At 68.8% G+C, this 17,655-nt stretch carries 17 protein-coding genes; 7 read left to right on the top strand and 10 right to left on the bottom strand.

Annotated elements, in window-relative coordinates; all coding sequences use genetic code 11:
* Positions 1–64: 64 nt before the first annotated feature.
* Positions 65–778 (bottom strand): PAQR family membrane homeostasis protein TrhA, encoded by a 714-nt coding sequence (gene trhA / locus ACK8OR_RS10755; RefSeq protein WP_410189392.1) that lies wholly within the window; start codon positions 776–778, stop codon positions 65–67.
* Between the two features lie 298 nt (positions 779–1,076).
* Positions 1,077–1,298, bottom strand: a complete 222-nt coding sequence (locus tag ACK8OR_RS10760; RefSeq protein ID WP_410189393.1) for a hypothetical protein — start codon at positions 1,296–1,298, stop codon at positions 1,077–1,079.
* Positions 1,299–1,305: 7 nt separating this feature from the next.
* On the opposite strand from ACK8OR_RS10760, the gene ACK8OR_RS10765 reads away from it, so the two are divergent.
* Entirely contained in the window at positions 1,306–1,866 is a 561-nt protein-coding gene (locus ACK8OR_RS10765) for a hypothetical protein (RefSeq protein WP_410189394.1), read from the top strand.
* Between the two features lie 577 nt (positions 1,867–2,443).
* Here ACK8OR_RS10765 and ACK8OR_RS10770 read toward each other — a convergent pair.
* Complete coding sequence (locus ACK8OR_RS10770) at positions 2,444–2,653, bottom strand: zinc-finger domain-containing protein (RefSeq protein ID WP_298436947.1); 210 nt, start codon at positions 2,651–2,653, stop codon at positions 2,444–2,446.
* Positions 2,654–2,758: 105 nt separating this feature from the next.
* Between ACK8OR_RS10770 and ACK8OR_RS10775 the strand changes: the two genes are divergently transcribed.
* On the top strand, positions 2,759–3,688 hold the full coding sequence (locus ACK8OR_RS10775; RefSeq protein ID WP_410189395.1) for an ABC transporter ATP-binding protein: 930 nt from the start codon (positions 2,759–2,761) through the stop codon (positions 3,686–3,688).
* Between the two features lie 170 nt (positions 3,689–3,858).
* On the opposite strand, the gene yddG is transcribed toward ACK8OR_RS10775, so the two are convergent.
* Positions 3,859–4,704 (bottom strand): aromatic amino acid exporter YddG, encoded by an 846-nt coding sequence (gene yddG / locus ACK8OR_RS10780; RefSeq protein WP_410189396.1) that lies wholly within the window; start codon positions 4,702–4,704, stop codon positions 3,859–3,861.
* A gap of 68 nt (positions 4,705–4,772) precedes the next feature.
* Here yddG and ACK8OR_RS10785 point away from each other — a divergent pair, with 68 nt between their 5' ends.
* The 3 genes from ACK8OR_RS10785 (at position 4,773) to ACK8OR_RS10795 (ending at position 7,404) form a co-directional block, all read left to right on the top strand.
* Positions 4,773–5,948 carry an NAD(P)/FAD-dependent oxidoreductase gene (locus ACK8OR_RS10785; protein WP_410189397.1) on the top strand — a complete coding sequence of 392 codons (1,176 nt, stop codon included), beginning with the start codon at positions 4,773–4,775 and terminating at the stop codon, positions 5,946–5,948.
* A gap of 59 nt (positions 5,949–6,007) precedes the next feature.
* The gene (locus ACK8OR_RS10790; protein WP_410189398.1) at positions 6,008–6,586 is read left to right on the top strand and encodes a VPLPA-CTERM sorting domain-containing protein; all 579 of its coding nucleotides are present in this window, start codon (positions 6,008–6,010) and stop codon (positions 6,584–6,586) included.
* Positions 6,587–6,729: 143 nt separating this feature from the next.
* The gene (locus ACK8OR_RS10795; protein ID WP_410189399.1) at positions 6,730–7,404 is read left to right on the top strand and encodes a hypothetical protein; all 675 of its coding nucleotides are present in this window, start codon (positions 6,730–6,732) and stop codon (positions 7,402–7,404) included.
* On the opposite strand, the gene xylA is transcribed toward ACK8OR_RS10795, so the two are convergent.
* From xylA to xylF, 5 genes are all read right to left on the bottom strand, one after another.
* Entirely contained in the window at positions 7,340–8,641 is a 1,302-nt protein-coding gene (gene xylA, locus ACK8OR_RS10800) for a xylose isomerase (protein ID WP_410189400.1), read from the bottom strand. The two genes, ACK8OR_RS10795 and xylA, sit on opposite strands and share 65 nt — an antisense overlap.
* On the bottom strand, positions 8,638–10,053 hold the full coding sequence (gene xylB, locus ACK8OR_RS10805) for a xylulokinase (protein ID WP_410189401.1): 1,416 nt from the start codon (positions 10,051–10,053) through the stop codon (positions 8,638–8,640). Before xylB ends, xylA begins: the two co-directional genes overlap by 4 nt.
* Before the next feature lie 67 nt (positions 10,054–10,120).
* The gene (locus tag ACK8OR_RS10810; RefSeq protein ID WP_410189402.1) at positions 10,121–10,873 is read right to left on the bottom strand and encodes an ATP-binding cassette domain-containing protein; all 753 of its coding nucleotides are present in this window, start codon (positions 10,871–10,873) and stop codon (positions 10,121–10,123) included.
* Entirely contained in the window at positions 10,873–12,171 is a 1,299-nt protein-coding gene (locus tag ACK8OR_RS10815; protein ID WP_410189403.1) for a sugar ABC transporter permease, read from the bottom strand. The genes ACK8OR_RS10810 and ACK8OR_RS10815 overlap by 1 nt, the downstream gene beginning before the upstream one ends.
* A gap of 106 nt (positions 12,172–12,277) precedes the next feature.
* Entirely contained in the window at positions 12,278–13,309 is a 1,032-nt protein-coding gene (gene xylF, locus ACK8OR_RS10820; RefSeq protein ID WP_410189404.1) for a D-xylose ABC transporter substrate-binding protein, read from the bottom strand.
* A 204-nt stretch (positions 13,310–13,513) separates the two neighbouring features.
* On the opposite strand from xylF, the gene ACK8OR_RS10825 reads away from it, so the two are divergent.
* Both ACK8OR_RS10825 and ACK8OR_RS10830 read left to right on the top strand, forming a co-directional pair.
* Positions 13,514–14,767, top strand: a complete 1,254-nt coding sequence (locus ACK8OR_RS10825) for an ROK family protein (protein WP_410189405.1) — start codon at positions 13,514–13,516, stop codon at positions 14,765–14,767.
* Positions 14,764–16,224, top strand: a complete 1,461-nt coding sequence (locus tag ACK8OR_RS10830) for a CRTAC1 family protein (RefSeq protein ID WP_410189406.1) — start codon at positions 14,764–14,766, stop codon at positions 16,222–16,224. Before ACK8OR_RS10825 ends, ACK8OR_RS10830 begins: the two co-directional genes overlap by 4 nt.
* A 62-nt stretch (positions 16,225–16,286) precedes the next feature.
* Here the strand turns inward: ACK8OR_RS10830 and ACK8OR_RS10835 are convergent, their stop codons facing one another.
* A complete protein-coding gene (locus tag ACK8OR_RS10835) occupies positions 16,287–17,570 on the bottom strand; it encodes a cytochrome-c peroxidase (protein WP_410189407.1) in 1,284 nt (427 codons plus the stop codon).
* Positions 17,571–17,655: the final 85 nt, after the last annotated feature.

Raw genomic sequence — 17,655 nt, forward strand, 5'->3', positions numbered from 1 at the left:
ATCCTCCGCGCTGCGGCGACGTCTATAGCACGGATCGGTTCGGGTTTCGTGACGGCGCCTCGGCTCAGAGCGCGGCGGTCGGGCCGGGGATCATCGACGTCGCGGCGAGGTGCCACATGATCGCGACGAAATAGACGACTGATGCGACGACGACGAAGCCGTGCCAGATCGTGTTGTGGAATCGCATCCGCTCCATCAGGAGGAACGGCGTCCCCAGCGAATAGAGTACGCCGCCCGCGACCATCAGCGCGAAGACGGGCCAGGATGTCGCGGCGATGACCTCGCCCCCGGCGAAGAGCACGCCCCACCCCATCGCAAGGCCGATCGCCACGCTCACCGCGCTCGATCGGCGGCGGCGCAGGAAGACCGAAGCCGTGGCGACCACGGCCGCCGTCCACATCATCGCAAGGAAGGTCGATCCCGTTCCCGACAGAAGGGCGAAGGGTGTCACAGTGCCCGCGATCTTGAGATAGATCGCCGACATGTCCAGCCGGCGCAGCCGGTCCGTCCAGTCGTCATGCGCGACATGGTTGTAGGCCAGCGATGCGCTGAGCATCGCGATCAGCGTCGCGCCGTAGATCGAGACCGCCGCGATCCCCGCAAGGTCGCCCCGCCAGACGGCGGCCAGCGTAATCAGCACGGGTACCGCAGCCAGCGCGAGGACGAGACCCGTGAGATGGACGAGGGCATCGGTGAACCGCTCGGCGCGGTCGTAGGCGCGCTCCCCCTCCGGAGCGGAGGCGCCGACCGTGAGGGAGGGGCGCAAAGGATAAGCCATGGGAATCATTCTAGCACGATTTTCTTAACCGTCCCGTCACCAGAGCGTTTCCGTTGCGTGATGACCGGCCCGACGCCGGGATCGGCGCGGGCCGCCGGTCACTGCCGCGCCGTTCGCCATGGCCGCCGCGCGCGCTCCCGAGACGTCTTGCGAGGACCGCAATGCCCGGCATCGCCCTCATGCCTTCGATGGTCCCAACGGCCTGTCGTCGCGGCTCTGCGGCGGCTGGATGCACGCGCGTCGCCCCGGTCCCGGGACGGCGCGTCGCGAGGGTCGGCCCTGCGAGGGTCGTGCCGGGTCATCCGGCCAGCTGTGTCCGGTCGAACCGGTGCGCCCCGACGAGGTTCGACTGCGACAGGACCAGCGTGGCCGCGCTGGACCGCTCGGGCGCGGGGCGTGGCGTGTCCTGCAGGGTGGCGCGGGCGTCCAACGCCCCGAGAAGCGCCACGACGACGTTCATCCCGACCATCGTCAAGAGGATGAGGCCGAAATAGATCGTCGGCAGCGTCGTCGCGGGCACCGCAAAGTTGAGCTGCGAAAACGCGCCCAGCGCGACCGGCGCGTACCACGACACCACCGAGATCGCGCCCGAGCACAGGAATACCGTTCCGGCGCAGCGGCGAGACGTCCGCGAAGAGCTTCTTGCCGATCTGCGCCCGGACATGCGGCAGAATGATCGTGTGGATGAACATCCCGTTGACGCTCAGGATCGCCACCACCACGAGCTTGGCGTAAACCTTGGGATTGGCCAGCAGCTCTGGAGCGAACAGCGCGTAGTGCAGCACGAACCCGATCCCCGTGATCCAGAGGACCTTCAGCCCGATATCGACGGTTTTCGTGGCGAATTCGAAGACGCCGAAGACCTCGGAATTCACCTCGCGCCGCACGAAAAAGCGCAGGAGCAGAAGATCGAGCACCGTCGCGCCGCCCAGTCCGACGGCCAGCGCAATGAAGTGGAAGAATCGAAGGCCCGTCTTCGCACTACCCGCGGGATCTGCTGCGAACAGATTGACGAAATTGGTGAGTTCCATGGGTCGATCTCTCTACGAGAACGTCAGTGCGCGTCTGTAACCGGCACCGTGATCTGATGTTGGGGGTAATGGGCAGGAGATCGTTGCAGCGTCGCCGCCGAACCCGGTTCAGCGGCGTCCTCAGTCCAAGGCGATCGGGATCGCAGGTCGGTCGGGACCCGGGCGCGCATCGGCGCTCCACCATCGGGTCCATTCATTAATACCAGGTCCATTGTGTCACTCGTCGATTGCGACCGACGCTCTCTTGCGCCGTCCCGTCGATCTGGCATGGCGGGATCCAGGGCAGAAGCAGGGCGCTCAACCGTAAGCAGAAACTTGCTCCGGATGCGGATCGTACGGTCGGAAATCGCCGAGCGGGTTTCCGCGCCTGTCCTGCGACAGTTTGCAGCACGTTGTTAACGTTTGGAATCTTGGCGCGCGGCAAGTTTCCGCGCGCGGGCCGGATGGCGCATGCCCCCGCATCCGCCTCGGATCGGCATCCTGCGACGACCCCGACGTCTCGGCGAATTTCCACCGTCGGCGCGCCCCGGTCAGCGGAGTTTCCGATCATTCCCGGCGCGCCGATCCGGGCGCATCGAAAGGTCGACCTTGGAAATCGGAGGGGGTCAGGGGCGACGAGCCGCCGTACGACCCGTCAGTGCCCGTCGCCGTCCAGCACGAATCGCTTGTCGCAATAGCCGCATTCGACATGCCCGATGGCCGGATCGATGGTCAGCCAGACCCGCGGATGCCCGAGCGCACCCTCGCCGCCGTCACAGGCAACACGCAGGACCGAGACCGTCTCGACCTCGGGCGGGGGCAGATCGTGCGGGCCGGAAGGGGAGCGCGGGGTGCCGGTCGTCATGGTCGGGGCCTCGGGTTGTCGCGTGGGGGCCGCCCCGCTAGGTGAGGCGCTGTCCCGGCTTATGCGACAGCCGCCGGGTCGCGTGCAACCGCGCCCGGAGGCCCCATGTCGAACGCGATCGAGATCGAAGGCCTGCGGAAGGTCTATGCCGGTGACGGCCGCATGCCCGAGAAGCAGGCGCTGAAGGGTCTCGACCTGACGATCCCAACCGGGTCGATCTTCGGCCTGCTGGGTCCGAACGGCGCGGGCAAGTCGACGACCATCAACATCATGGCCGGGCTCGTCCGCAAGACCGCCGGGCGCGTCCGCATCTGGGGCTTCGACCAAGACCGGAACCCGCGCCAGTCGCGTGCCGCCATCGGTGTGATGCCGCAGGAGCTGAACCTCGATCCGTTCTTCACGCCGGAGGGCGCGCTCGAGGTGCAGGCCGGGCTCTATGGCGTGCCCAGGCGCGACCGGCGCACGGCCGAGATCCTCGACCTCGTGGGGCTGGCCGACAAGGCCGACGCCTATGCGCGCACGCTCTCGGGCGGGATGCGGCGGCGCCTGCTGCTGGCCAAGGCCCTCGTTCACCACCCGCAGATCCTCGTCCTCGACGAGCCGACGGCGGGCGTCGATATCGAGCTGCGCCAGATGCTCTGGCGGAATGTCCGCCGTCTCAACGAGGAGCGCGGCATGACGATCATCCTGACCACCCACTACCTCGAGGAAGCGCAGGAGATGTGCGACGAGATCGCCATCATCGCCGATGGCGAACTGGTGATCCGCGACAAGACCGCCGCCTTGCTCGACCGGCTCGACGGGAAGACCATGGTCATCGTCCCCGAAAGCCCGGTGGAGACCATCGCTTTGCCCGAGGGTGTCGAGCTCGACCACCGGCCCGACGGCGCGCTGGCGCTGACCTACAACCGGGGCCGCGTGTCCGCCGAACAGCTTCTCTCCGCCGTTCACGCCGCGGGCATCACGATCCGCGACGTCCGTACCGAGGAGGCGGATCTCGAGGACGTCTTCGTGTCGCTGACCCACAAGGACTGAGCGGCCTTTACCTTCCGTTAGGACCCGCGATGTCACCATCGGGTCATGGCCTTCGACCCGACCCTCGGCACCGCGCTCGCCACATGGCTCCTCGTCTCGCTCGGGATCGTCGCGCTGGCCTTTCCCCTGCGCACGGGGCTCCTCTTGCGAACGACCCGCAGGCGCGCAGGCTACCCGCGCCGCAGCAGATCTTGCGCGGCCAGCACCGCCCCGCCCGTGATCAGCGCGCAGGCCGCGCCCAGGACCCAGCTCGCGTCGGCCAGTCCGGCCGCCACCAAAACCAGCGTCGAGAGCAGCGGCGCGGCGTAGCTCGCTGCCCCCAGCACGGCCAGATCGCCGCGCTTGCACCCGATATCCCAGAGAAAGAACGCCGCCCCGAGCGGGCCCAGCCCCAGCCCCGCGATCGCGAGCCAGCCGCCCGCATCCGGCCAGACCCAGGCTTCCAGCGCCAAATGGGCCAGCGCCGACAGGACCGCAGCCGCCACGCAGAAGCCGCCCACGATCTCGGTCGGCACCTCGGCCACCCGCCGCGACAGCACCGAATAGCCCGACCAGACGAACGCCGCCGCAAGCGCCACACCATGACCGGCGGAGGGCGCGAAGACCTCGAATCGCCCGCCCGACACCACAAGGACCGCCCCCGCCAGCCCAAGAAGCGCACCCGCGATGTGGAACCACCGCAGCCGCTGCACAGTCGCCGACATCAGAACGATGAGGAGTGGCCAGAGATAGGCGATGAGACTCGCCTCGACCGGCGGCGCCATCCGGAGGCTCAGGACGTAGAGCAGGTGGTAGCCGAAGAGCCCTCCGACCCCGAGCGCCCAGACCCGCCACGGCTGGCGCCATGTCCGCCACGCGCGGGGCCGCAGCAGAAGGGATGCGCCGCCGCCGATTGCGAAGCACAGTGCCAGAAGCTGGAGGGGCGGAATCCCCTGCGCCTGCGTCGTGAGAAGCGCCAGAACCGCCCAGAGCAGCACCGCACCGAAACCCAGAGCTGTCGCAATACCGCGCGTCATGCCGCATCCATCCTCGCTTGCCGGGCTTTTCGCAAGATGCCAGCGTCGCACGGCAAGGGGGATGAGCCATGGCCGAACGGATCGTCATCGTGGGCGGAGCCATCATGGGCGCGTCGTTGGCGTGGTGGCTGACCGAGTTGGGCCATCCGCCGGGCGATGTCACCGTGGTCGAACGCGACCCCAGCTACGCGGCCTGCGGCACGGCCTTCACCAACTCCTGCATCCGGCAGCAATTCGGCAATCCGCTCAATATCGCGGTCAGCCAGTTCGGCGTCGCGTATCTCAAGGCGTTCCGCACCCATATGGGCGACGACCGCGTGCCGCCGGTGCATCTCCATCCCTTCGGGTATCTCTACCTGGCCGGTGATGCGGCCGAGGTCGCCCGGCTGACGGCGGCCCATGCCGTGCAGGTCGCCGCCGGTGCGGGCACACGGCTCATGTCTCCCGATGCGATGGCGGCCGAATGGCCGTTCTACGATCTGGACGGCATCCGCCTTGGGTCGCACGGCACGCGGGACGAGGGTTATTTTGACGGCACCACCATGTTCGACTGGTGGCGCCGCATCTCGCGCGAGAGGGGCGTGCGATGGATCGACGGCACCGTCACAGAGATCGACACGGCGGGCGGTGCGGTGCGCGGCGTGACGCTGGCCGACGGGACGGCCCTGGCGGCCGATATCGTGGTGAACGCGGCGGGCACGCGCGGGGCGGAGGTCGCGCGGCTGGCGGGCCTCGACCTGCCGGTGGAGCCGCGCAAGCGCTACACTTGGGTGTTCGAGGCCGAGACGCCGCTCCCGACGGACCTGCCGCTGACCATCGATCCGTCGGGTGTCCACTGCCGCACCGACGGTGCGCTCTACATGGCCGGGGCCACGCCTGCCCACGACCCCGCCGTCGATCCCGACGATTTCACCGGCGACTGGTCGATCTGGGAGGACCGCGTCTGGCCCGCCCTCGCCGCGCGCATCCCCGCGTTCGAGCGTCTTCGCATCCGCCGCTCCTGGGTCGGGCATTACGATCTCAACGTGTTCGACGCGAACGCCATCCTCGGGCCGCATCCCGAGCTTCCGGGCTTTCACATCATGAATGGCTTCTCCGGCCACGGGCTGCAGCAATCGCCGGCCATGGGTCGCGGGCTGGCCGAGCGGATCATGCATGGTCGCTACGTCACGCTCGACCTGTCCCCCTTCGCACCCGACCGCGTGCTCGCGGGGCAACCCTTCGCGGAAGCGGCGATCATCTGACCCGGCAATTCCCCGCCGCCGCCGCAATCGCGTCCGAATCGACGATTAACCATCGATTCATGAAAAAGCTCCGCCCCCTTCTCGCCGCTGCCGTGGTCGCGCTGGTCGCGCTACCCGCGCAGGCCGCGCCGCTGGTGACGTATCAGCACGACTACAACACCACCTTTTCGGAAAGCGCGACGACGACCTTCTCGCAGGTCTTCGACTGGAGCGTGATCTCGCATTACGACATCCAGTCGCTGACCTTCGACCTGACCTTTGCGGATACCGGGCCCTCGCTGATCGGGGGCGGCCTGCTCGGCCCGCTCGTGCCGCTGGAGCTCTGGCGCGCGAACCTGAATGGCGGCAGCGTGCCCTGGGCGGTGAACAGCATCTCGCGGCTTCTCGAGGATTCGCTCGGCGTGATCTCGGTCACCTTCGACGCGACGAACAACGCCGACGTCTTCGCCGACGCGCTGGGGGCCTCGGCCCTGACCTTCAGCCTCACCGAGGGCGGACTCGACATCAACGACTTCCAGCTTCTCAGCGCCTCGCTGACCCTGGATGGCACGGTCGTGCCGCTGCCCGCGCCGTTCTGGCTGCTGGGCGCAGGCCTCCTCGGCCTGACCGCCGCGCGTCGGCGCCGCCACTCCACCTGATCGCGCCGATCCACCACCGCACCGCCCCGCGCGCCCCGGCGACGCATGTACGCGCGTGCGTGACCACGTCATTGAACCCTGCGGCCCCATCATCGCGAAACGAACGCCCGATTTCCGCCGAATTGTGTGGCTACACCGTCCCCATGGGACGCCTACGATCCTTCGCCCTCGCCGGAGCCCTCGCGCTTCTGCCAAGCCTCGCACCCGCTGCGGTGCTGGGCGTCTACACGCATGACTACGGGATCGGTCAGTACGATCCCCAGGGCGACGACGTGCTCGGCGCCGATTTCGTCGAGGTCACCGAGAATATCGCCAATCCGTTCTTCGACAGCTTCGACTTCTCCGATCTGGCCGGGGCCACGATCGACAGCATCTCGCTGGCGATCGACTTCGCGAATGCCGGTCCGAATTCGATCGATTTCGGGATCTTCACCATCGACACCGAGATCTGGGAGCTGGTGATCGGGGGCGCGGACGACACCAGCCTCGCCGACGATCTGGTGACCACGATGTCGGACGATGTCGCGCCGCTGACCGTCGCGCTGACCGCGAGTTCCGGGCCAGCGGCGGCGGATGTCTTCTCGAACGCCGTCGCCGATCTCGGGCTGTCCTTCTGGTTCCAGGAGCCGGCGCTCTTCGTGACGGACAGCTTCCAACTCGCCTCGGCCACGCTGACCGTCTCCGGGGTCTCGGCCGTTCCGCTGCCCGCGCCCTTCGCGCTGCTGCTGGCCGCGCTCGGTGGGCTCGTCCTCGTCAGACGTAGCGGTTCCAGACGTTCTCCAGCCGCTCCTGCCGACCCGAACGCGGCGCCGGGTTGATCCCCTCGGCCTCGACCCGCGCGGCGATCGCGCCCAGGTCCGACGACAACAGGTCCGATCCGTCCCAGCCGGCATAGCGCGCATCCCGCGCCGCCTCCAACTCGCCCGACGCCAGCAGCGCCGCCGCCGCCTTCAGTCCGCGCGCGCAGACATCCATCGCACCCACATGGGCCGCGATCAGGTCCACGGGATCGAGCGATTGCCGCCGCAGCTTGGCATCGAAATTCGTACCTCCCGTGGTGAAGCCCCCGGCGCGCAGCACCTCGTAATAGGCGCGCGCGACTTCCGGGACATTGTCGGGGAATTGATCCGTGTCCCAGCCGGACTGGTAGTCGTTCCGGTTCATGTCGATCGACCCGAGAATGCCCAGCGACGCGGCAAGCGCCAGCTCGTGCTCGAACGAATGCCCCGCGAGAATCGCGTGACCCTGCTCGATGTTGACCTTCACCTCGCCCTCGAGCCCGTACTCCCTGAGGAAGCCGTAGACCGTCGCGACGTCGTAATCGTATTGATGCTTGGTCGGCTCCTGCGGCTTCGGTTCGATCAGGATCGTCCCGTCAAAGCCGATCTTCCGGGCGTATTCGACGACCATCGACAGGAAGCGCCCCGCCTGCTCTCGCTCGCGGGTCAGGTCCGTGTTGAGCAGCGTCTCGTAGCCCTCGCGCCCGCCCCAGAGCACGTAGTTCTCGCCGCCGAGCTTCTGCGTCGCGTCGATGCAGGTCTTTACCGTCGCCGCGGCGAAGGCGAACACATCCGGGTCCGGGTTCGTCGCCGCCCCGGCCATATAACGGCGATGCGAGAAGAGGTTCGCCGTCCCCCAGAGAAGCTTCGGACCGCCCGCCTCCATCCGCATCCCGATAAGGTCGGTGATCTCGTCCAGCCGCGAGGTGTTCTCGGCGAAATCCGCGCCCTCGGGCCGGATATCCGCATCGTGGAAACAGAAATACGGCTGACCCAGGATCGCGAACATCTCGAAGGCGGCGTCGGCCTTCATCTTCGCGGCCTCCATGGTGTCGCCCGCGACGTCCGCGAACCACGGCCGCTCGAAGGTCTGGCCGCCGAACGGGTCGCCGCCGGGCCAAGCGAAGGAATGCCACCATGCGACCGCGAAGCGCAGATGATCCTCCAGCCGCTTGCCCATCACCATCTCGTCGGCGTCGTAGTGGCGGAAGCTCAGGTCGTCTGTGGCGTTCGGGTCGAAGCGGACGGGCGCAATACCTTCGAAGAAATCGGTCATAGGGTCCTCGTGGGGGCGTAGGCGGCTTTGAAACGGGCGTGGCCGTCGGCGAAGGCGGCGGTCAGGGCGGGGTCCGGTGCGACCGTGCGCGCGATGGCGGGCGTAGCGGCGACCGAAGCATCCGCCCCGTCCGCCATCATCGCAAGGCGGCAGGCACCGAGCGCCGCGCCGAACGCGCCGTCGCCCGGCACCTCGAGCGGCAGGTCGAGGATCGTCGCGATCATCCGCAGCCAGTGGTCCGATGCGGCCCCGCCCCCCACGGCCAGCAACCGGTCCACAGGCGTGCCTGTCACGCGTAGCGCATCGAGACTGTCGCGGAGCGCGTAGCCCACGCCCGCCATCACCGCGCGCCCGAGGGCTGCGGCATCCGTCGCGTGCTCGATCCCCGTAAGCGTCCCGCGAATGGCGGCGTCGTTATGCGGCGTCCGCTCGCCGCCGAGATAGGGCAGGAACAGCGTCCGGTCGGGTGCTTTCAGCGTGCCGGCGGTCAATTCGGCCGCGCGCCGCCCGGTCAGCCGCGCCGCCCATTCGAGGCTGTCCGTCGCCGACAGGATCACGCCCATCTGGTGCCAGGTGTCGGGGACCGCGTGACAGAAGCTGTGGACCACGCTCGCGGGATCGGGGGCATAGCGGGCCGTCGATACGAAGAGGACACCCGACGTCCCCAGCGACACGAAGCCCTGACCCGGCGCGACCGCGCCCGTGCCGACCGCGGCAGCGGCGTTGTCGCCCGCGCCGCCCGCGACAGGCACGCCCGCGGGCAGGCCGGTCGCCGCCGCGCAGGCGGCCGAGACGCGGCCCGCGATGCCCGTGCCCTCGGTCGCGGCCGGCATATGCGCGCGGCTCAGCCCCGAGCGCGCCAACAGGTCGTCCGACCAGTCCCGCGCGCCGACATCCAGCCACGCTGTGCCCGACGCGTCCGACATGTCGGTCCAGGCCTCACCCGTCAGCCAGAGCCGCAGGTAATCCTTCGGCAATAGCACGAGGTCGGCCGCGGCGAAGACCTCCGGCTCGTGCCGCCGGACCCATTCGACCTTGGGCGCGGTGAATCCGGGAAAGACGATATTGCCGGTGACCCGGCGAGCCTCGGCATCGTCCATCCCTTCCGCCTCGGTCGCGGCCCGCGTGTCGTTCCAGAGAAGACAGGGCCGCAGCGCTCGGCCTTCCGCGCCGACCAACGTCGCGCCATGCATGTGCCCCGAAAGCCCGATGGCGCGCACGCCGGAAAGATCGCCCAGCTCGGCCAGCACCGTGCGGCAGGCGGCGATCCAGCTGTCGGGGTGCTGCTCCGACCAACCGGGATGCGGGCGCTCGACCGTCAGGGGTGCGGTTGCCTCGCCGACGACCCGCTGCGCCTCGTCGATCAGAAGCGCCTTCAGCGACGACGTCCCGAGATCCAGTCCAAGATACATCAGGCCGCCTCCGCCCGCCATGTGCCGACTATGGGGAGGTTCGCAAGGGCGACCGGCGGCTTCGCCCTCACGCCGCCTCGCGCTTGGGGTTCTTCCCAAGGATGATCATGCTGAGGATGTCGTCCTCGGTCACGTCCTCGACCCGCTCGGTGCCGACCATCTGGCCGTTCTTCATCACCGAGACCCGATCGCAGAGCTCCATCATCTCGCGCGTGTCGTGGGAAATCAGGAAGATGCCGAGCCCTTGCGTCTTCAACTCCTGGATCAGGTCCGCGACCATCTTGGTCTCGTGCACGCCCAGCGCCGCCGTCGGCTCGTCCATGATGAGAATGCGAGCGTTGAAATAGACCGCGCGCGCGATGGCCACCGATTGCCGCTGGCCGCCCGAAAGCGCCGAGACCGGCTCGCCGATCTTGCGGAAGTTCGGGTTGAGCCGCGCCATGATCTTGCGTGTCTCCGCCTCCATCCGTGCGTCGTCCACGAGGCCCAGCGCCGTCGTCAGCTCGCGCCCGAGAAAGAGGTTTGCGGGCGCGTCCAGGTTGTCGGCCAGCGCCAGCGTCTGGTAGATCGTCTCGATGTTGTAGCGCCGCGCGTCGGCGGGCGACCGGATATCGGCCTCCTCGCCATCGATGCGGATCGTGCCCGAGTCGCGCTGATACGCACCCGAGAGGCATTTGATCAGCGTCGACTTGCCCGCGCCGTTATGCCCCAGCAGACCCACCACCTCGCCCGCATGCAGGTCGAGCGACACGTCGTCGACGGCCTGCACGCCGCCGAAGGCGATCGAGATGTTCTGAAGTTGAACCAGCGGTGTCGTCATCAGTCCCGTGCCCCCGTGCGCTTGCGATACCAGATGTCCAGAAGGACCGCCGCGACCAGCACGCCGCCGACGACGATGTTCTGCAAGGGCGCGTCGACGCCCACCATCGCCATGCCCGATTGCAGCGACTGCATGATCAGCGCGCCGATGATCGCGCCGTAGATCGTGCCCACCCCGCCCTTGAGCGCGGTGCCCCCGATCACGGCGGCGGCGATGACCCGCAATTCGTCGAGGATGCCGATATCGTTCGAGTGGTTCGTCAGGCGGGCCGACGCGACCAGCGCGGCCAGCGCGCAGAGCACGCCCATCAGCGCGAAGACCTTCACGGTCAGCATCCGCGTGTCGATGCCCGACAGCTCGGCCGCGTCGGGGTTGCCGCCGGTGGCGAAGATGTAGCGGCCGAACCGCGTCTTCTTGGCGATGACGGTCATCACGATGGCCACCGCGATCAGCAGCAGGACCGAGATCGGTACGCCGTAGCCTTCGACATAGCCCTCGGGCATGGTCAGCCCCTCAGCCTCGAACCGGCGCTCGAGGACGCGCGACGGCACGGTATAGCCGTTCAGGAGGGCGACGAACCCGAGGATCGCGGCGGCGATGATGGCGGCAACCACGCCCTCGGCCCAGAGAGGCTTGACCGGCGCGTCATGGGCGATCTTGCCGCGCCGCGCCGACCAAAGACCCCAAAGCGCGGCGGCGACCGCGATTAGGCCGACGATCCACGACCATGTCGTGCCCAGCGTGCCGTTGATGCCCCCGAAGAGCTGGAACGTCTCGTCGAGCGGGCCGATGGTCTGGCCGTTCGTCAGGTACCACGCGACGTTACGCCAGATCAGCAGTCCGCCCAGCGTGACGATGAAGGCCGGGATCGTCAGGTATCCGATCAGCCAGCCGTGGAACGCGCCGATCGCGGCCCCTGCGACCAGGCCCATGACGATCGCGATCGGGGCGGTCGCCGGCGAGCCGAGGCCGAAGCCCAGCATGTCGGGGACGATCATCGTCTGCGTCATCGCCATCACCGCCGAGCAGGTCGCGAGGACCGAGCCCACCGAGAGGTCGATGTGGCGCATGACGATGATGAAGACCATGCCGGTCGCCATGATGGCGACGGAGACGGTCTGGATCGTCAGGTTGAAGAGGTTGCGCGGCGTCACGAAGCGGCCATCGGACGCGAAGTGGAAGGCCAGCGCGATGAGGACGAAGGCGCCGATCATGCCCAGAAGGCGCGTGTCGAGTTCGAGCGCCGCAAGGCCGGTGCGGCGCGGCGCGCTCGGCGGCGCGGAGGTGGCGTCGGTCATCAGATCTCTCCCCAATAGACATTTTCTCGGCGAAGAAAATGACCGACGTCTTCGCCGAAGACGTCGCGTGGCGGCCCGCCCGCGGGGGCAGACCGCCGATCTTTGGTCAATTGCAGGGCGCGGGGCCGTTCTCGACGCCCTGGCAGAGCGCTTCGACGGTGATCCAGCCCGCATCGGTGACCGTGGACAGGTTGTCGGCGGTGACCGGGATCGGCTCGAGGAAGATCGCGGTCATCTCGGTGCCGGCGGGCGAGGTCCAGGACTGCGCGCCCTCGACGTCGGCCATCTCCGTGCCACCGGCCAGGGCGACGGCGATCTCGCCGGCCGCACGACCCAGGTCGCGGGCGTCTTTCCAGACCGACACCGTCTGCGTGCCCGACGCGACGCGGTTCAGCGCGGCATGGTCGCCGTCCTGACCCGAGACGGGGATGCCGTCGAGGCCCTGCGCCGTTAGCGCGGCCACGGCGCCACCGGCGGTGCCGTCGTTCGAGGCGACGACCGCGTCCACGGCGTTGTCCTGCGCGGTCAGGATCTGCTCCATGTTGCGCTGGGCGTTCGCGGGGAGCCAGCCATCGGTATAGGCCTCGGCGACGATGGTGATCTCACCGGCGTCGATCGCCTCCTGCAGGACCTCCTGCTGACCACCACGCAGGAAGTCCGCGTTCGGGTCGGTGGGCGAGCCCTTGATCATCACGTAGTTGCCCGAGGGCTGGGCCTCGAGCACGGCACGGGCCTGCATGCGACCGACCTCGACGTTGTCGAAGGTCAGGTAGAACGCGGCCGGGTCCTCGATGAGGCGGTCATAGGCGACGACCGGAATGCCCTCGTTGCCGGCGGCGGTGACGGCCGGGCCGATGGCCTGCGCGTCCTGCGCGAGGATGATCAGCGCGTCGGCGCCCTGAGCGATCAGGCTCTCGACGTCCGAGAGCTGCTTGGACGCGGACGACTGGGCGTCGGCCGAGATATAGCTGGCGCCAGCTTCTTCGAGGGCGGCGCGGATCGCGGCTTCGTCCGTCTTCCAGCGCTCTTCCTGGAAGTTCGACCAGGACACGCCCACGACGGGCGCGTGACCATCGGCGAAGGCGGCGTGGGTCAGCGTTGCGGTGGCGAGCGCGGTCGCCGTCAGAAACTTCTTCATGTAATCCTCCCGTTGGATCGCCCTCCGCGGCCGGGGCCGGGGAGCGAATGTCGCGACCATTCCGCATATTAATTCGATTGTCAAAATTAATTTGACCCCGAACGGAAAGAATCGTTCAATCCGACCCCATGGCGGACGCATGATGCCGCGGACGACGGGGGGCCTGACCCTCCAGGGAAGGTTTTATGTTCCGAGGTCGAATAAATGGGGCTTGACGCACCGAACGGCTTGTCCGGCACGGCCGCGACTCACCTGGCCGACGGTCCACGGCCCGGTTGCGGCCCGCTGCGGGGGTCGCACGCGGCAGGCTCGCTACCGCCCCTGCGCCAGCGCATCTACGAGGCCGTCCGCTCCGCCGGCCAGATCAGCCGCGCCGCCCTCGCCAAAGAACTGGAGGTGTCGCCCGGCTCGGTGACGCCACTGGTTTCGGACCTCCTTGCCGCCAATCTCCTGCGCGAACCCGAGGGCGACGATATCCACCATTCGGGGCGTGGCCGCCCGCCGGTGACGCTGGAGGTCGAGCCGTCGCGCGGTGTCGTCATGGGCCTCAAGGTCTCGGATCACGAACATTCAGCGATGCTGGTCGATCTGGCGGGTCAGCCCGTCGCGCAAGCGACCGTGCCGCGCGGCCCCGGCCGCAGCGTGGCGGGGATGCTGGACGAGGTTGCGGCGCTGATGGCGACCGTGCTCGAAGGCCATGACCCGGCGCGCCTGCTGGGCGCGGGGCTCGGACTGCCCGGTATGGTGGACCATGCCAGCGGGATCATGCGCTGGTCCCCGATCCTCGGCGGTCGCGATGTCGATCTCGCCGGCCTTGCCGCCGACCGCCTCGGCGTCCCGGTGACGGTCGACAACGACGCGAACCTCCTGACCATGGCGGAGCTATGGTTCGGACGCGGGCGCGAGCTGTCGGATTTCGCGGTCGTCACCATCGAATACGGCGTCGGCCTCGGCCTCGTGGTCGATCACGCGCCCTATCGCGGCGCCCACGGGCACGGGATGGAGCTTGGCCACACCAAGGTTCAGATCGACGGCGCGCTCTGCCGCTGCGGCCAGCGCGGCTGCCTCGAAGCCTATGTCGCCGATTTCGCCCTGGTGCGCGAGGCGGCGGTGGCGATCGACGGGGACCTGCCGCCGCGGGGCGAAGTGCTCGAGGTCCTCTTCGCGCAGGCCAAGGGCGGCAACGAGGCGGCGCGCGCGATCTTCGACCGGGCCGGCAAATACCTCGCCCTCGGGCTCGCCAACGTCGCGAACCTCTTCGATCCGCGGCGCATCATCCTGTCGGGCAGCCGGATGCGCTACGATTACCTCTACGCCGAGGAGATGCTGGCCGAGGTGGCCGGGCTGACCCTCAACGACCCGCCGCCGATCGAGGTGAACGCGTGGGACGACCTGGTCTGGGCGCGGGGGGCGGCCGCGATGGCGCTGGCCGACGCGACCCCGCGCCTCCTGACATGAGGGCACTGCTGATTGCGGCCCTCGCCGCCGGGCCCGCCGCAGCCGATCCGATCTTCGAGCGCGTCCCTGCCCCCGATCACGTCTATGCCGGCGGCTGGGAGCATTTCGTCGGCGGCGGCGTGGCCGTGTTCGATTGCGACGGCGACGCGCGACCGGAGATCGTGGCCGCCGGCGGCACCAATCCGATGACGCTGCTGCGTGTCGAGGGTGCGGGCTACGCGGTCGCGCCCTTCCCCGAGATCAGCGGGGCCACCGGGGTGTATGCACTGGATCTCGACGCGGACGGGGCGCTGGACCTCGTGATCCTGCGCGTCGGCCCGAACGCGACGCTGCGTGGCGACGGCGGCTGCGGCTTCACGCCCCACGACTTCGGCATTACCGACGGTGGCAATGCTTGGACCACTGCGTTCTCGGCCACGTGGGAGACTGGTCAGGACCGCCCGACGCTGGCCTTCGGCAACTATGTCGACCGCGCCGATCCCGAAGGGCCGTTCGGCGCCTGCGACACGAACATCCTGCTGCGCCCCGCCGCCGACGGCTGGGCGGAGACCGTACTCGATCCCGGCTTCTGCGCGCTGTCCGTCCTCTTCTCGGACGAGGATCGCGATGGCGCGCCGACCCTGCGCCTCTCGAACGACCGGCATTACTACCTCCGGGACGGGTCCGAACAGATGTGGCACCTGGACGAGGCGCGCTTCCTCGGCCCCGAGGACGGGTTCGCCGCCCCGTCGATCTGGGGCATGGGCATTGCCTCCCGCGATATCAACGGCGACGGACGACCGGACCTGATGCTGACCTCGATGGGCGACCAACTGACGATGCTGTCGACGCCCGAGGGGCACGCGATGGCCCCGTTCGAGATCGGCACCTTCGCGCAGCGGCCGCATACCGGAGACGACGGGCGGCCCTCGACCGGCTGGCACGCGGAATGGGGCGACGTGGACAACGACGGCGACGCGGACCTCTTCATCGCCAAGGGCAATGTCGACCAGATGCCAGGCATGGCGATGGAAGACCCGAACAACCTCCTCCTGAACGAGGGCGCCGCGTTCCGCGAAGTGGCCTCAACGGCGGGCATCGCGACGACAGACCGGGCGCGGGGCGCCGCACTCGCCGATCTGGACGGCGACGGGCGGTTGGACCTCGTGGTGGTCAATCGCCGCGCGCCGCTGGAGATCTGGCGGAATGTCTCGGCGGCCGGCGGGGCGGTCTCCGTCACGTTGCGACAGCCTGGCGGCAATCTTGACGCCATCGGCGCCTGGGTCGAGCTGCGGACGGACGCCGGCCTCCAGCTTCAGGAGAACACGCTGGGCGGCGGGCACGCGGGGGGCGCGGTCGGGCCGCTGCATTTCGGGCTCGGGGCTGCGGGCGGGGCGGACCTCCGCGTCACCTGGCCCGACGGCGCGGTGGGCGAATGGACGGCGGTCGCACCGGGGCGCGTCACGATCGAACGCTGATCCTGCGGGAGAGGCCGGGGGCCAGCCCCCGGACCCCCGAGGTATTTATCGCCAGAGGATCCCTAGTCCCGATCCAGGTTAAGGCCCGACGGCACCGTCGCGGGAATGCCGCTTCGGTCGAAGGCATCTGGGTCGCGCAAGGTTTCTAGGAAGGCCATCAGCGCGGTCACCTCCTCCTCGGCAAGCACCCGGTCCGTGCCTCTGATCGCGGCGGCGATCGCGGCCGTCTCCGCCGGGTCGTCCATGATCCGCCAATCCTCGAACGGCCCGTCGCTCAACACGGCATCGCGGGGCGCATCGGCCAAGGCTGCGCGCGGCGCGGCATGGTCGCGCAGGAACGAGCGCAAGTTGGCATACGCGCCCGCATGGCCCCAGGGTCCCGTCTCGGTCACGTTGCGCAGGGACGGCGTGCGGAAGGCGAAGCGATCCGCAGCATCGCCTGTCACGCGAAAGCGCCCGTCGTCGCGCGCATGCGTCTCGAACCGCGCGGCCTTGCCCGGCCCGAGCTGCGGCTGGCCCATGGCATGGAACCCGTGATCGGTCTGGAACGGCCCGGAATGACATGCCGCACATCCCGCCGACCCGTAGAAGAGCTCGATGCCCTCCAGCGCTGTCTGGTTGAGATCGCCCTCGCCGCGCAGCCACGCGTCGAAGGGCGAGGTGTCCGAGCGCCACTCGGCCTCGACGAATTGCGCGATGGCATCCGAGATGGCGGTGAAGGTGATGTCCCGACCCGGCATCGCGTCCTCGAACATCTCGGCATAAGCGGGGATGTCACGCACGCGCCCGGCCAGACGGTCCCACGCGCCGTCCGGCCCGGTGATGATGCCTTGTCGGACGGCGCGACTGATCTCGTTCTCTGAGTAGTGGCCCGCCATCTCGTCGGCCGAAAGCACCGGGAACATGGTCTGGGCCGACAGGAGCGTGGCGAACCCCGCCTCCATCTCGTCGCCCATCGGGGTGCGCAGCCCGTCGGCCAGCGCCTCGATCCGGCCGTCGTGGAAGAGCGTGTCGAATTCATGCGCCCCTAGGTTCCAGAGACCCGGTGCGTTGCGGGGGATGCGCTGTTCGGGCGGGTTTTCCGGGTCCATGACCCGCTCCGGGCCGAGGCCGAGGCCGCCCTCGCCCAGGCCCAGCGACAGGCCATCGCCCGTGCCGAAGGCGGGGTGGTGGCAGGTGCCGCAGGAGATGTTGCGATTGCCCGACAGGATCGGATCCCAGAAGAGCAGCCGCCCCAGCGCCACGACCTCCGGGTCGGTCGCACGGTAATCGGCATCGGTCACCGGCGCCGGGAACTCCATCGCGGCGACGGGCAAGGCGAAGAGGAAAAGGAAGACGCGAAGCATGTGCGTATCAGAACCACGTCCGCGCGCGATGCAGAAGGGGCCACGACGTCGCGTCGGCGCCGATGCGCCCGACCGACGCGGCCCC

The organism is Jannaschia halovivens, assembly GCF_046452375.1.
GTDB lineage: Bacteria > Pseudomonadota > Alphaproteobacteria > Rhodobacterales > Rhodobacteraceae > Jannaschia > Jannaschia halovivens.

Coding starts and splice junctions, on each gene's coding strand:
- ACK8OR_RS10785 (WP_410189397.1), top strand. CDS start 4,773: ATGGCCGAACGGATCGTCATCGTGGGCGGAGCCATCATGGGCGCGTCG.
- ACK8OR_RS10830 (WP_410189406.1), top strand. CDS start 14,764: ATGAGGGCACTGCTGATTGCGGCCCTCGCCGCCGGGCCCGCCGCAGCC.
- ACK8OR_RS10815 (WP_410189403.1), bottom strand. CDS start 12,171: ATGACCGACGCCACCTCCGCGCCGCCGAGCGCGCCGCGCCGCACCGGC.
- xylF (WP_410189404.1), bottom strand. CDS start 13,309: ATGAAGAAGTTTCTGACGGCGACCGCGCTCGCCACCGCAACGCTGACC.
- ACK8OR_RS10775 (WP_410189395.1), top strand. CDS start 2,759: ATGTCGAACGCGATCGAGATCGAAGGCCTGCGGAAGGTCTATGCCGGT.
- trhA (WP_410189392.1), bottom strand. CDS start 778: ATGGCTTATCCTTTGCGCCCCTCCCTCACGGTCGGCGCCTCCGCTCCG.
- ACK8OR_RS10790 (WP_410189398.1), top strand. CDS start 6,008: ATGAAAAAGCTCCGCCCCCTTCTCGCCGCTGCCGTGGTCGCGCTGGTC.
- xylA (WP_410189400.1), bottom strand. CDS start 8,641: ATGACCGATTTCTTCGAAGGTATTGCGCCCGTCCGCTTCGACCCGAAC.
- ACK8OR_RS10795 (WP_410189399.1), top strand. CDS start 6,730: ATGGGACGCCTACGATCCTTCGCCCTCGCCGGAGCCCTCGCGCTTCTG.
- ACK8OR_RS10825 (WP_410189405.1), top strand. CDS start 13,514: ATGGGGCTTGACGCACCGAACGGCTTGTCCGGCACGGCCGCGACTCAC.
- ACK8OR_RS10835 (WP_410189407.1), bottom strand. CDS start 17,570: ATGCTTCGCGTCTTCCTTTTCCTCTTCGCCTTGCCCGTCGCCGCGATG.
- ACK8OR_RS10770 (WP_298436947.1), bottom strand. CDS start 2,653: ATGACGACCGGCACCCCGCGCTCCCCTTCCGGCCCGCACGATCTGCCC.
- yddG (WP_410189396.1), bottom strand. CDS start 4,704: ATGACGCGCGGTATTGCGACAGCTCTGGGTTTCGGTGCGGTGCTGCTC.
- ACK8OR_RS10810 (WP_410189402.1), bottom strand. CDS start 10,873: ATGACGACACCGCTGGTTCAACTTCAGAACATCTCGATCGCCTTCGGC.
- xylB (WP_410189401.1), bottom strand. CDS start 10,053: ATGTATCTTGGACTGGATCTCGGGACGTCGTCGCTGAAGGCGCTTCTG.